We start from the raw sequence: 13,112 nt of genomic DNA, 5'->3' as shown, positions 1-13,112 counted from the left end.
ATATATAGAATTGATGATGTTTATTCTTTATTATTGATTTGCTCGTTTAGAGCTTCTTTATTGGGTGAAACGATATAACCATTCTTTTCATTGCATTGATATTTAAAAGCATAAGAATTGAACGAGTATATTATTTTTTCATCAGTAATGTCGTAAATATTTCTTGTGTTTGGATTTCTTCGATCTCTAATAAAAGCTACTGCCAATTGTGGTGAAAGAGGGGCAATAAGAGTTAGCTTTCTCTTCATTATGAATGAATACATACCTAATGTTGGAAGAATAAAAGACTTAGGGCTTTTGTTAATCATATAATTGATGTTGAAATCACGTAACAAATGTTTTTCTTTGGCATGAATAAATCCTTTTGTTGCTATAAAGTCATGTTGGAATTGTTTGCTGTCATTTAAAGAATTAAGTGAATTGCTATCAAACATATTTAGTAATGATGGACTTCGAGAAATAAGAGAATAAATATAATGATATAATATACTAACATCTAATGTGGGTAGTATAGAAATATCAGAATTAAAATCGATTTTATCCAGTTTTAGCAATAACTGGGATAAAGGGTCTTCAATATTGTTTTTGAGGAATTCTTCTGTGCTTTGTGAATAGTATCCTACTTGTGTATTGATTGTTTTTGCATGACCATTTGTTCCAATAAAGCCTTTTTGAACATCGAAATAGAACAATCTATGGTTTGAATCTTCGAAACGCTTAAGGACACATCTGGGCATTTGGATATGTGAAGAAATATCCATATAAATCATCCTTTCATAAAGAACAAACGAGCATTTATTTTATTTTACTATAATCAGTTGGAAAAACATATATACAAATATCAAAAAAAGCAATCGGTTTCATCCAATGGTTGGGTCTAGATTAATTCGTATAAAATAGAAATACTTCCGAATGAATGACTGTTCCGCTTTTATTATGGCTGAAATACTACACATGGTAGATTGAGAATAGTATAATCTCATGTAAAAGTAAAGAATGCATATCAAATCCAAATCTTTTAGGTGATTAACATCTAAACAAGTAGAAACATGTTGTTTTATGTGATGATTTCGATTATATTCTGTTGAGAAATAGCTTTATAATGCACGACGAACAGGAGCGTGGCGGAATGTCTCCAATCGGCATATTGATTATCTTTATCGTTATTCTATTGTTGATTTGCTTCGGTTTTAGCAAAGGAAAATACAATAAGAAAGCAGGACCAAAGGAATCTGTCCGGCTGTATATCCCGCATTATATGAAGGAAGACGAGTATAAGTGCCCTGTGTGCAAGGCACGGTTCTGGAAGGATTATATGGTTTGTCCAAATTGTGGGACTAAGTTTACCGGAACCAGGGAAGATGATGGGGAGTTTATGGAAGAAATGGTTATTTGGGAAGATGACGATGATTGATACGATGAGAATTATAGAAAATAGATACACGGTATAGGCAAGTTATTATACAAATGTGTTTTACCTGAAAGTAATTGTGTTTGCTATCTCTATGATATTTGCAAAATCAGTTAATTCTTTAATGGCATCAAAACATTGATTCAATTCGTCTTTATCAACGAACTCAAATCCTTTAATAATATCCAGCTTTGGGACGTGTATACGAAACATCGCGGATTTTTGTGTTTTAACTACAGAAACATCTGATATTTTATGCTGCCTAGCCCATTCTGCAATGACTTTGGCTTTATCTATTTTGTCTGAAGCCTTTGGGAATGTCAGATCGACATATCCATCCTCGATTTTGTGATTGATATACACAGATCCAAGTTCTGTGCGATAGTCAGTCCACCATCCGTTCTTGTCTTCTTTTGTGCTTAAGTCCAGGGTTGGATAATTCTCTTTCTGATAACGTATATATTGCTTCAAGAAAGCATTTGCTTTCTCATTGACATTTATAGATGCTGGTTTTTTCGCTTTTGTTATTGCTTGTTCTATCTGCTGGCTTCGAAAAGCATTCAGCGGATCATCTTTACTGTCATAATATCCTTTGCATTCTTCATAAGTGAGGATATGTTCATAAAGCTTTGCTTCATCGTTATTCATGTAGTATTTTTCTGGGCATAGAATGAAAACTCTAAAGTCTTTGTATTCGCAGGCTTTGATTCCCTTTTTTCCGCGCTTCGTATACCTGTCATGTTGTTCGGGCATAGCTATTGCGTCGATTTTATCTTCAATTAGTAGACCATATTTATCACCTTTTATATCAATGACAACAGTAATATCAGATTCGCCTAGATCACTATCGGATTTTGATAGTTCAGCACTGATAACATGAAATGGTTTTCCTTTTAGATTTGTTTTATCAATCAATAAACGGCAAAATTCGGGATCGGTTAGTATTGATTCAACGAATAGCAAATCCATATCTCTTTCGCTAATTGTGTTATTGAACTGCATTGAAATCATGTTTTCATTCTCCCTTTTTTGTCATATGTATAACGGATAATTGTTTCATGAGCAAAGATATTTTGAATAAAGAAATTATAGCATATAAGAAATTCAATGAGTATCATCGGACATTCACTTGTGTCCAATATTGTAGAGTGGAACGGAAAAAAAGCAACCATATTTGGTTGCTTTTAGGAAGAGCAACTATATTTAGTTGCTTTTTTTATTATACCAGGTCGGCCAGGCGGAAGATGAGCTCGCGGCTCTTTTCCCAGCCGAGGCAGGGGTCGGTGATGGATTGACCGTATACGCCGCCGCCCACCTTCTGGGCGCCGTCCTCCAGGTAGGATTCCACCATGAGGCCTTTGACCAGGGTGGAGATCTCCGGGTTGAGGGAGCGGCTGTGCATGACATCCTTGCAGATGCGGATCTGCTCCAGGTATTCCTTGCCGGAGTTGTTGTGGTTGGTATCCACGATGACGGCAGGGTTTTCCAGGTCGGACTGCCGGTAGAGCTGCAGCAGGTTCCGGAGGTTCTCATAATGGTAATTGGGATGGGAGCGGCCGAAGCTGTCCACATAGCCCCGCAGGATGGCGTGGGCCAGGGGATTGCCTGTGGTTTTGACTTCCCAGTTCCGGTAGATGAATTCCTGGGGGCTCTGGGCCGCGGCGATGGAGTTCATCATCACGGTGATATCACCGGCGGTGGGGTTCTTCATGCCCACGGCGATGCCCAGGCCGCTGGCTACCAGGCGGTGCTCCTGGTTTTCCACGGAGCGGGCGCCGACGGCTACATAGCCCAGGAGGTCGGAAAGATAGCTGAAGTTGGCGGGATAGAGCATTTCCTCCGCACAGGTGAAGCCGGTTTCCCGGATGACCCGCATATGGAGCTGGCGGATGGCGATGATGCCGGCCAGCATATCCTCTTTCTTTTCCGGATCCGGCTGGTGGAGCATGCCCTTGTAGCCCACGCCCTTGGTGCGGGGCTTATTGGTATAAACCCGGGGAACGATGAGGAGCTTTTCGCAGACCTCGTGGTTCACTTCCGTCAGGCGGGACATATATTCCAGGACGGCGTCTTCCCGGTCCGCGGAGCAGGGGCCGATGATCAGGAGCATACGGGAATCCTTTCCCGTCAGCACATCGGAGATTTCCCGGTCCCGGTTTTCCTTGATGGCCTGGATGGCGGCATCCGCGGGGTAATCCCGCTTGATCTCCTGGGGAAGGGGCATCTTGCGGACAAATTCCATAGGGGCACTCATTCGGTGGAACACCTCATTTACAATTTACAATTCAGAATTCAGAATTCAGAATTATCCGCCGCGGCGGGGGAGACAACGTGGACGCTGCAGAGAAGATGTGACAGAGGGACAGACCAACTGTCACGTTCCTTTGGAATGATGACAGTTGGTCTGTCCCTGCTGTCACATTCCGGCCAATGAGAAGTTTAGGAGTGAAGAGTGAAAAGTTTAGAGTTGACAGAATGCTTTGACTCAGGTCAAAAGCATTCTGTCATTAACCAGCTCATGGCCGGAGACCTTTTCGAACTGGGCGAGGAGATCCTCGACGGTCATGTGCTGTTTCTGTTCGGCGTTGAGGTCCAGGATGACCTTGCCTTCATGCATCATGATGGTCCTGTTGCCCAGGGCCAGAGCGTCCTTCATGTTATGGGTGACCATGAGGGCGGTGAGGTTGTTTTCCTCGATCAGGTGGCGGGTGAGGCGCAGAACCTTTTCCGCAGTCTTGGGGTCCAGGGCGGCGGTGTGCTCATCCAGGAGGAGGAGCTCCGGCTTCTGGAGGGTGGCCATGAGCAGGGTCAGGGCCTGGCGCTGTCCGCCGGACAGGAGGCCGACCTTGCTGGACATGCGGGTTTCCAGGCCCAGGTCCAGGGAGGCCAGTTTTTCCTTATACAGGATCCGCTCCTTCGCGGAGATGCCCCAGCGGAGGCCGCGGTGCTGTCCCCGGCGGTAAGCCAAGGCCAGGTTTTCCTCAATGTTCATGGAGGCGGCGGTGCCGGTCATGGGATCCTGGAAGACGCGGCCCAGGAGGGCGGCGCGCTTATGCTCCGGCAGGTGGGTGATATCCCGTCCGCCGAGGGTGATGGTGCCGTTATCGATCTGGAAGGTACCGGCGATGGCGTTGAGCATGGTGCTCTTGCCGGCGCCGTTGCCGCCGATGACCGTAATGAAATCACCCTTGTTGAGGGTCAGATCCACACCGGCCAGCGCCATCTTGCGCATGACGGTGCCGGGGTTGAAGGTTTTCCGCAGGTCTTTGAGGACGAGCATTTCATCAGCCATGGTGTTTCCCTCCCTTCAGCTTCCGGGTGAGGATGCGGTCTTTCCAGTAGGGCATGGCCAGGAAGACGGCCACGACCAGCGCGGTGAGCAGCTTCAGGTCGTCGGTGTTCAGGCCCAGCCACAGCACCACCTGGATGACCAGGTAATAGATGATGGCGCCCAGGGACACGGCCAGCAGCTTCAGGGCGAAGTTCCGGAAGAGCTTGCCGAAGATCACCTCGCCGATGATGACGGCCGCCAGGCCGATGACGATGGCGCCCCGGCCCATGGAGACGTCCGCGAAGCCCTGGTACTGGGCCATGAGGGCGCCGGAGAAGGCGACCAGGCCGTTGCTGATCATCAGGCCAACGAGCTTGCCGGTGTTGGTGTTGATCCCCTGGGCCCGGGCCATCTGCTGGTTGGAACCCACGGCCCGGAGGCTGCAGCCGTATTCCGTGCCGAAGAACCAGTACATGATGCCGATGAGCACGAGGGTGACCAGGAGCATCAGCCAGATGGGATTATCCAGCGCCATGTGGCCGACGTTGCGCAGGGAGACAAGCATGTTCTTATACTTGTTGATGCTCATGGGGACGTTGGCCCGGGAACCGAGATCCGTACCGATGCCCTGGATCCGCAGGTTGACGGAATAGAGGGCAAGCTGGGTCAGGATACCGGCAAGGATGGCCGGGATGCCCATGGAGGTATGGAAGACGCCGGTGACCGCACCGGCCAGCATACCCACCACAAGGGCGATGAGGGTGGCCAGCCAGGGATTGACGCCGCTGGTGATCAGGATCGCCGCGACGGCGCCGCCGGTGGCGAAAGAGCCGTCCACCGTCAGGTCCGCGATATCCAGGATGCGGAAGGTGATGTAGACCCCGATGGCCATGATGCCCCAGATGAGACCCTGGGCCACGGCGCCGGGAAGCTGGTTAAGTAGCTGTGCAATGTTCAAGGGAAAACCTCCGGTTTCAATTCACAATTCATAATTCATAATTCATAATTCATAATTATTATCGCCTGCGGGCGGAAAAGGGTTCCGGATTAAGAACGCTCGAACCCCTTCCTCGGTTGAAGAAGGGGTGGAGTTGTTGATAGCCTGCGGCAAAGGCGTGACTGTTGGGGACTGAACCACTGTCACTGTTTTCGAAGAAAATGTGACTGTGGGTCTGTCCCCCTGTCACGGCTCTTGCCGTCTATTACGACCGATTATTCAATCGGCAGATAGCCTTCGGGGATGGTGACGCCCAGTTCCGCCGCGTTGGTGGCGTTGTACTTCTTGGTGAACTGGGGAGCATAGGCAATGGGCATGGCCGCGATGTCAGCGCCGTTCACCAGGATGTCATAGGCCATTTCACCGGTCTTGTAGCCGATGTCATAGTAGGAGATGGTCAGGGTGGCGACGCCGCAGCCGGCGCAGATGCCTTCTTCACCGGCGACGACCGGAACCTTGGCGGGGATCACCACGTTGGCGATGGCTTCGGTGTTTCCGGCAGCGGTGTTATCGGTGGGGATGTAGAGCACGTCGCACTCGGTAGCGGTCTGCACAACAGAAGCCAGGTCATTGGAGTCGTTGAAGCCGTAGCGCTTGCACTCCAGGCCCAGGGCGGTCAGGTAGCCCTCGATGGTCTTGATCTGGAAGATGGAGTTGGGTTCAGCGTTGCAGTAGAGCAGACCCACGGTCTTGGCTTCCGGGAACAGCTCCTTGATCATGTCCGCCTGGCCGTCCAGGGGAGCCAGGTCGCTGGTGCCGGAGACGTTCAGGCCGGTGGCGCCGTCTTCGGTGAGCTCAATTTCCATGGCGGATTCATAGTTGGTGATGGAGGTGGCCAGCACCGGGATGTCCGCGGTGGCGGTGGCGCAGGCGAGCATGGCGGGGGTGGCGTTGGCCATGATCAGATCAACCTGCTTGGAAACCAGCTGCCCGGCGATCTGGGCACAGTTGTTGGAGTCACCGGAAGCATTGCCTTCATCAAAGGCAACCTTGTCGCCCAGCTTTTCCGTCAGGGCATCTTTAAAGCCCTGGGTGGCGGCATCCAGCGCGGGATGCTGAATCAGCTGCAGGATGCCAACGTTGTAAGTCTTGTCTTCGGCGGACGCGAAAGCGCACACGCCCAGAACCAGGGCCAGGACGAGCAGCAGGGAAACTACCTTTTTCATGGGGAACCCTCCTTCAATATAGAAAAAATAGGGAATCGCATATCTCTTCTCCCCTCAGGGGAGGGAAAAGCGGGAAATAAAAAATCCTCCGGACCCTTCCGAAGGACGATTACTCATCGTGGTACCACCTTGGTTCGCCGCACCATTGCGGCCTCAGGGACGGACTAACATCCATCCTGCGGAAGATAACGGCCGCATTCCGTCACCGCCTACTTGCCATACTGGTTTCAACGGGAAGCTACAAGGGGAATTTCACCGATAGGCGGTCTCCCCGCTTTCAGCATACACGGGGCTCTCTGGACACCGCCATGATCCGGCTACTCGCCTTGATCATCGCTTTTGCGGTATTATAATTTCCGCGCATAAGGACTGTCAAGCAATCCATACGGAAAGTACAGACGGAAAACAAGAAGAATTCACAATTCATAATTCATAATTCATAATTATCCGCCGCGGATGCAAACTGTATGAGTAAATCGCTGCGCCCACGCTGTCATCCTGAGCAACCGAGCACAGCGAGGGCGTCGAAGGATCTCCTTGCGTGTTAGTAATCGGGAACGTAATCGGAACATCCATGTGACAGAGGGACAGACCAACTGTACACAGCCTTTGGCCGTGACAGTTGGTCTGTCCCTGCTGTCACATTCCCGTTTTTGCGCTCCGCTACGTCTACGTTGTCATCTCGACCAAGGACACGAAGTGTCCGCGTGGGGAGCAAGCTGAATGTCAGCGCAGTGCACTGTCGGCGTAGCCGAAATGAAGCGAACGAGTCAACCGAAACGAGCGGCGAGCGCGCTCCAAGCGCGAGAAGCGACGATTGAGGTTGCGGATAGGAGGTAAGAGGGAATTTATAGTCTCATCAGGCATGAATGCTTCTCGTCAATGGCAAATCCGTTCTGCCGGTAGAAATTCAGCGTGGATTCCCGGTTTGAACCTGTTTCCAGGGACAGCTTATAGCAGTTGCACTCCTTCGCAATTTCCGCTGCTTTCTGCAGCAAAGCTGAAGCGTAGCCCTTCTGCCGGTAATCCGCGTGGGTCGCGACATTCTCCACCACAGCGAAGGGTCGCACGTTATGCGTAAGGCTCCGGATGATTCCCAGCTGAACGGAGGAAACCACCTGTCCGTCTTCCTCGATGACGAGGATATAGTTGTAAGGATCCCTGTTATATTCCGCCAGGATTTCCTTCCAGGTTTTCATGTCCTGTTCCTCTGTTGGCGGATACTTAGTTAAGTAATCAAAGTACAGAACCTTCAGTGCCTCTGCGTCTTCCGGGGTTGCCTCACGGATGATCATATATATTTCTCCTTATGAAGTGGATTGGTATCAAATACACCTTTGGCGAATATTTCATTTCAAGTATTTTTCCGCCGCTTGTATCAGTTTCTTTCTCGCTTTTTTCGCGTTCTTTGTCCACCGCATGGTATCAAACCCGTGGATGTTCCCGTGGAAGACATCCACATGCGCTTCCACGCCGGCATCATTCAGGTTCTTCACGTAGGTGACCGTTTCATCCCTGAAGGGTTCCCCGTCTTCCACAAAGGTATAGCAGGGCGGAAGATTCGCGTAGTTCGTCTCCCTTGAGGGCGAGGCGTAGGGCGGCACGTTGTCCGTGCCGTACAGGTCCCGCAGGTAAGTATGCCAGCCCCAGTGGTTCCGGCGGGTTCCCCAGCCGTGGGAGTGGCTGTGACGGGAGGAGTCCGTGTCCTTGCAGTCCAGCATCGGGTAAAGCGGAATCTGGAAAGAGATCGGGATCTCTCCCTTGTCCCGGGCATAGATGCAGATGGCCGCGGCCAGGCCGCCGCCGGCGCTTTCCCCGCCGACTACGATCCGGTCCCGGTCCACGCCCAGTTCATCCGCGTTGTTATACAGATATTCAAGCGCCGCGTAGCAATCCTCCAGCGCAGCCGGATAGGGATGCTTCACTGCCCGCCGGTATTCCGGGGCGATCAGCACCGCACCGTAATGTTTCGCCAGCGCGCTGCCCGCGGTCACAAACACCATGGCTGCCATGCCCGTCACATATCCACCGCCGTGGATCCATAGGATCCCCGGCACGGGCTTTTCCTGCTTTTCCGGCCGCAGGATGATGATTTTCATCTTTCCCCCCGGGGTCTCGATCCTGCGCCGTATGGTTTTCAGCTTCATCTCAAGCCTCCGTTACGCTATTGCAGTGATTATACCATTATCTGGGAGAAATGGGTATGCCTGGGAGTGAGGAACAGCGATAAAACGGCAAGAGCAGTGACAGAAGGGACAGTCCTGTAGTCACATTCTTTTCAAGAATTGTGACAACAGGGCCGTCCCTCAGTCACGCTCTTGCCGCAATGCAGAGTGCAGAGTGATGAGTGAAGAGTGTAGAGTGCAGGAAGAAAAAAGTGAAGGCAAAGGCCTTCACTTTTATTCTTCCTGGATAGGCTGCTCGAACTTGCTTTTGCCCTGCTCTTCGGGAATATCAATCGGATACCTGCCGGTGAAGCAGCCGTCGCAGAAGGTGCAGCCGGTGTCCCCGGCGAGGCGGTGGGCGGCGTCCACGGAGAGGTAGGCGAGGGAATCAGCGCCGATCTCCTTCGCGATCTCCTCCACGCTGTTCAGGCGGCAGGCGATCAGGTTCTCCCGGGAATCCACGTCCGTGCCGAAGAAGCAGGGATAGCGGAAGGGCGGGGAAGAGATGCGCATATGGACTTCCTTCGCTCCGGCTTCCCGCAGGAGGCGGACGATGCGCTCGCTGGTGGTGCCGCGGACGATGGAGTCGTCAATGAGGACCACCCGCTTGTCCCGAACGGTTTCCGCGATGACGTTCAGTTTGATGCGGACGGCGGTTTCCCGCATGTCTTGGCTTGGGGCAATGAAGCTGCGGCCGATGTACTTGTTCTTCAGGAAACCCACGCCGTAGGGAATGCCGCTTTCCTGGGAGTAGCCCAGGGCGGCGTCGATGCCGGAGTCCGGCACGCCGATGACCACGTCCGCGGCCACCGGGTTTTCCTTAGCCAGGAAGTGGCCGGCGCGGAGCCGGGACTGGTGAACCGGTACGCCCTCGATGATGGAGTCGGGCCGGGCGAAATAGATATACTCAAAAACGCAGAGGGAGCGCTGCTGGCCACAGAGACGGCGGTCGGAAGTCACGCCTTCCTTGCCGAAGACGATGATCTCCCCGGGATCGATATCCCGGATGAGCTTCGCCCCGACAGCGTCCAGGGCGCAGGACTCGGAGGAGACCACCCAGGCACCGTCCGCGGTCTTGCCGTAGCAGAGGGGACGGAAACCGTTGGGATCCCGGAAGGCAATGAGCTTGGTGGCTGTCATGAGGGTGCAGGAATAGGCACCCTGAAGCTGCTGCATGGTGCGAAAGACGGCTTCCGCCGTGGCGGTGACCTTCAGGCGCTCGGACACGATGGTGTAGACGATGGTCTCCGTATCCGCGGTGCCGTGGAAGATGCCGCCGCAGAGCTCATGCTGGGAGCGGAGAGAACGGGCATTGACCAGGTTCCCGTTATGGGCAAGGGCCATGTTGCCCTTCATATGGCTGATGACAATGGGCTGGATGTTGTTGTGGTTCTTGCCGCCGGTGGTGGAATAGCGGACGTGGCCCACGGCGATGTTGCCCTCGCCCAGGCGGTCCAGGCCCGGACGGTCAAAGACTTCGCCCACCAGGCCGTCGCCCTTCAGGTGATGGAAGACGCCGTCACAGGAAACCGCGATGCCGCAGCTTTCCTGTCCCCGGTGCTGCAGGGCGTAAAGGCCGAGGTACACATCCCGGGGAACGGCCCGTTTGACGGGAGACCAGATACCGAATACGCCGCATTCCTCATGCATAAGGCAGGAACCTCCGAAAAAAGAGAAAGACGTCCTTCAGCATAAACTGAAGGACGCCTTTGTCCCTTTGATGAGGGGATTGTACATCTTGACAGCAGAGCTGTCAAGATAAAGGGAAAAACGCTGTTTTTCCCTTTCAATGAAGACTTAAGACTTAAGACTTAAAACTGAAAAATAAGGAACGGAGGGAAAGTGATAGGAAGCGGGGAAAAGCGGCAAGAGCAGTGACAGGGGACAGACTTTCAGTCACATTTTCTTCGAAAACAGTGACAGACAGTCAGTCCCGGCAGTCACACTCTTGCCGCAGTTAACAGTGAAGAGTGTAAGCGATTCTTAAGAATCACTTAAGGTTTTCAATGCATAATCACTTTGATATAATGGGAAAAGGGAGGCGATGCGGATGCGGCTTCTGCTGGCGGAAGACGAGGAGGCTATGGCCGAGGCGGTTGTTGATTATCTTGAATATCACCACTATGAGGTGGACTGGGCGAACAACGGCACAGACGCGCTGGAAAGGGCGCGGATGGGCGCTTATGACGTCCTGATCCTGGATATCATGATGCCGGGAATGGACGGGCTGACGGTGCTGCGCACCCTGCGGGGCGAAGGCGACGTCACGCCGGTGCTGCTTTTGACCGCAAAGGGCGAAATCCGGGACAAGGTGCAGGGGTTCGAAAGCGGAAGCGACGACTACCTGACCAAGCCCTTTGCCATGGAGGAACTGCGGGTGCGGGTGGACGCGCTGACCCGGCGCGGAGGACAGAGCTACCAGGGAGAACAGGTTACCTTTGAAGACCTGGCGCTGGATAAGAACGGCTATGCCATCCGGTGCGGGGACAAGACCGTGTCCCTGAGCCACAGGGAATACCACCTGATTGAGCTGTTCATCCGGAACCCGCATATCTATTTCTCCGCGGACACGCTGCTGGACCGGGTCTGGGGCATGGACGCGGACGTGGAATACGGCACGGTGTGGGTGCATATCTCCGGACTGCGGAAGAAGCTGGAATCCCTGGGCTCCCGGGCGGAAATCCGGTCGAAGCGCGGCGTGGGATACGCGCTGGAGGTTATTGAATGAAGAAATATTACCGCAGCCGGATCATGTTCAGCGCCATGCTGTCCTTCCTGATCATCCTTGTGCTTACAGTGGGAGCGATCTGGCTGATCAGCTACCAGGCGATGGAAAGGAACACGGACAACTTCATCGCTTCCAGCCTGGAACCCCGGGAGGAAAACGAAGGCGAAGGCGGACGCCGGTTTATGCAGGACGCGCCGCCGGCCATGTTCGGCTACAACCCCGGAAGACGGAACATGCCCTCGGGGTTTTATGAGATCACCTACACCCCGGACGGGGAAGTGGACCAGATCAACAAGCGCGGCATCGCGGAAGATGCGGACGTCAGCGTACAGGAGTACGTGATGAACGCCGTGAAGAAGAACGTCGACAAGGGCAAGGTCGGGTCCTATAAGTTCGGCATCCGGCGGAATGAGGACGGATCCGGCAAGGTGATCCTGGTGGATAACTCCATCCAGCTGCACATGCTGTATAACGTGCTCAAGAACGCGGGCATGGTGGGCCTCGGGATCTTTATCCTGCTGATCATCGTGCTGTTCCCTGTGTCCGGGCGGATGGCGGACGTGTTTGTGCGGAACACGGAGCAGCAGCGGCAGTTTATCACCGACGCGGGGCACGACCTGAAGACGCCGGTGGCCATCGCCCGGGCGAACCTGGACGTGCTGGAGCTGCGGCAGGGCAGGAATAAATGGAGCGATAATATCCGGGCCCAGGTGGACCGGATGGAGCACCTGGTGCAGGACCTGATCATGATGGCCCGGCTGGACGAGGAGCAGAACGAGCAGGCGCTGGACAGCATCGAGCTGACGGCGCTGACAGAGGAAATCTGGCACGAGTACCAGTCGTCGCTTAAGCAGAAGGGCATCACCGGGGAAACCGCCCTGGAGGAAACGCCGCCGGTGAAGGGCTCCGAGAACCTGATCCGGAGGATGTTCTGCCTGCTGATGGATAACGCGGTGCAGTATACGCCGGAGGGCGGAACCATCCGCCTGGAGGTGAAACCGGAGAAGAAAAAGAACCGGATTGTGCTGGCCAATTCCGTAACCAGCCTGCCGACGGAGAAACCGGAAAAGCTGACGGAACGGTTTGTGCGGGGCGACAGCGCCCGTACCCAGAAGAGCGGCGGCTCCGGCATCGGCCTGGCGGCGGTGAGAAGGATCGTGGAGAAGCACAAAGGGAAACTGGTGATTGATTATCCGGATGAACACACCTTTAGAGTGAGCGTGGAGATTTAAACGAAAGCGACAGGAAAGCCTGTCGCTTTCGTTTATAAGGTAGGAGGTAGGAAGTAGGAGGTTTTCTTTTACTTAAAACTTAAAACTTAAGACTTAAAACTTAAAAATGGTGGATAAATCACTTTCGAATTATCGAAAGCGA

At 52.8% G+C, this 13,112-nt stretch carries 12 protein-coding genes; 3 read left to right on the top strand and 9 right to left on the bottom strand.

The genetic code is table 11. From position 1 onward, the window contains the following. Positions 1–20 precede the first annotated feature (20 nt). Entirely contained in the window at positions 21–761 is a 741-nt protein-coding gene (locus JYE49_RS09550) for a DUF4238 domain-containing protein (protein WP_093958108.1), read from the bottom strand. A gap of 368 nt (positions 762–1,129) precedes the next feature. Between JYE49_RS09550 and JYE49_RS09545 the strand changes: the two genes are divergently transcribed. Further along, entirely contained in the window at positions 1,130–1,414 is a 285-nt protein-coding gene (locus tag JYE49_RS09545; RefSeq protein ID WP_093958109.1) for a hypothetical protein, read from the top strand. A 60-nt stretch (positions 1,415–1,474) separates the two neighbouring features. Here the strand turns inward: JYE49_RS09545 and JYE49_RS09540 are convergent, their stop codons facing one another. The 8 genes from JYE49_RS09540 to purF all read right to left on the bottom strand — a co-directional run bounded on the left by JYE49_RS09540 (position 1,475) and on the right by purF (position 10,660). Next, positions 1,475–2,422: a PD-(D/E)XK nuclease family protein gene (locus JYE49_RS09540; protein WP_093958110.1), complete on the bottom strand. Its 948-nt coding sequence runs from the start codon at positions 2,420–2,422 to the stop codon at positions 1,475–1,477. 208 nt (positions 2,423–2,630) lie between these two features. Then, positions 2,631–3,653 (bottom strand): 3-deoxy-7-phosphoheptulonate synthase, encoded by a 1,023-nt coding sequence (locus JYE49_RS09535; protein ID WP_346763125.1) that lies wholly within the window; start codon positions 3,651–3,653, stop codon positions 2,631–2,633. 243 nt (positions 3,654–3,896) lie between these two features. Continuing rightward, on the bottom strand, positions 3,897–4,691 hold the full coding sequence (locus JYE49_RS09530) for an ABC transporter ATP-binding protein (protein WP_179217411.1): 795 nt from the start codon (positions 4,689–4,691) through the stop codon (positions 3,897–3,899). 4 nt (positions 4,692–4,695) lie between these two features. Then, on the bottom strand, positions 4,696–5,634 hold the full coding sequence (locus JYE49_RS09525) for an ABC transporter permease (protein ID WP_430384036.1): 939 nt from the start codon (positions 5,632–5,634) through the stop codon (positions 4,696–4,698). Positions 5,635–5,894: 260 nt separating this feature from the next. Beyond that, positions 5,895–6,845, bottom strand: a complete 951-nt coding sequence (locus tag JYE49_RS09520) for an ABC transporter substrate-binding protein (protein WP_093958114.1) — start codon at positions 6,843–6,845, stop codon at positions 5,895–5,897. Positions 6,846–7,693: 848 nt separating this feature from the next. After that, a complete protein-coding gene (locus JYE49_RS09515; protein WP_093958115.1) occupies positions 7,694–8,140 on the bottom strand; it encodes a GNAT family N-acetyltransferase in 447 nt (148 codons plus the stop codon). Between the two features lie 54 nt (positions 8,141–8,194). Continuing rightward, positions 8,195–8,992, bottom strand: coding sequence for an alpha/beta hydrolase (locus tag JYE49_RS09510; RefSeq protein ID WP_093958116.1), 798 nt, complete (start codon positions 8,990–8,992; stop codon positions 8,195–8,197). A 252-nt stretch (positions 8,993–9,244) separates the two neighbouring features. Continuing rightward, the gene (gene purF, locus JYE49_RS09505) at positions 9,245–10,660 is read right to left on the bottom strand and encodes an amidophosphoribosyltransferase (protein ID WP_093958117.1); all 1,416 of its coding nucleotides are present in this window, start codon (positions 10,658–10,660) and stop codon (positions 9,245–9,247) included. Between the two features lie 400 nt (positions 10,661–11,060). Between purF and JYE49_RS09500 the strand changes: the two genes are divergently transcribed. Both JYE49_RS09500 and JYE49_RS09495 read left to right on the top strand, forming a co-directional pair. Next, positions 11,061–11,738, top strand: a complete 678-nt coding sequence (locus JYE49_RS09500) for a response regulator transcription factor (RefSeq protein WP_179217408.1) — start codon at positions 11,061–11,063, stop codon at positions 11,736–11,738. Next, entirely contained in the window at positions 11,735–12,970 is a 1,236-nt protein-coding gene (locus tag JYE49_RS09495) for a sensor histidine kinase (protein WP_093958119.1), read from the top strand. Before JYE49_RS09500 ends, JYE49_RS09495 begins: the two co-directional genes overlap by 4 nt. Positions 12,971–13,112: the final 142 nt, after the last annotated feature.

The organism is Aristaeella hokkaidonensis (assembly GCF_018128945.1).
Taxonomy (GTDB): domain Bacteria; phylum Bacillota; class Clostridia; order Christensenellales; family Aristaeellaceae; genus Aristaeella; species Aristaeella hokkaidonensis.
Note: the sequence above shows the minus strand (reverse complement) of the source record. Positions and strands in the feature narration are given on the sequence as shown.

Excerpts from the sequence above, each read along its gene's own strand:
- JYE49_RS09550 (WP_093958108.1), bottom strand. The coding sequence starts at position 761 with ATGGATATTTCTTCACATATCCAAATGCCCAGATGTGTCCTTAAGCGT.
- JYE49_RS09545 (WP_093958109.1), top strand. The coding sequence starts at position 1,130 with ATGTCTCCAATCGGCATATTGATTATCTTTATCGTTATTCTATTGTTG.
- JYE49_RS09540 (WP_093958110.1), bottom strand. The coding sequence starts at position 2,422 with ATGATTTCAATGCAGTTCAATAACACAATTAGCGAAAGAGATATGGAT.
- JYE49_RS09535 (WP_346763125.1), bottom strand. The coding sequence starts at position 3,653 with ATGGAATTTGTCCGCAAGATGCCCCTTCCCCAGGAGATCAAGCGGGAT.
- JYE49_RS09530 (WP_179217411.1), bottom strand. The coding sequence starts at position 4,691 with ATGCTCGTCCTCAAAGACCTGCGGAAAACCTTCAACCCCGGCACCGTC.
- JYE49_RS09520 (WP_093958114.1), bottom strand. The coding sequence starts at position 6,845 with ATGAAAAAGGTAGTTTCCCTGCTGCTCGTCCTGGCCCTGGTTCTGGGC.
- JYE49_RS09515 (WP_093958115.1), bottom strand. The coding sequence starts at position 8,140 with ATGATCATCCGTGAGGCAACCCCGGAAGACGCAGAGGCACTGAAGGTT.
- JYE49_RS09510 (WP_093958116.1), bottom strand. The coding sequence starts at position 8,992 with ATGAAGCTGAAAACCATACGGCGCAGGATCGAGACCCCGGGGGGAAAG.
- purF (WP_093958117.1), bottom strand. The coding sequence starts at position 10,660 with ATGCATGAGGAATGCGGCGTATTCGGTATCTGGTCTCCCGTCAAACGG.
- JYE49_RS09500 (WP_179217408.1), top strand. The coding sequence starts at position 11,061 with ATGCGGCTTCTGCTGGCGGAAGACGAGGAGGCTATGGCCGAGGCGGTT.
- JYE49_RS09495 (WP_093958119.1), top strand. The coding sequence starts at position 11,735 with ATGAAGAAATATTACCGCAGCCGGATCATGTTCAGCGCCATGCTGTCC.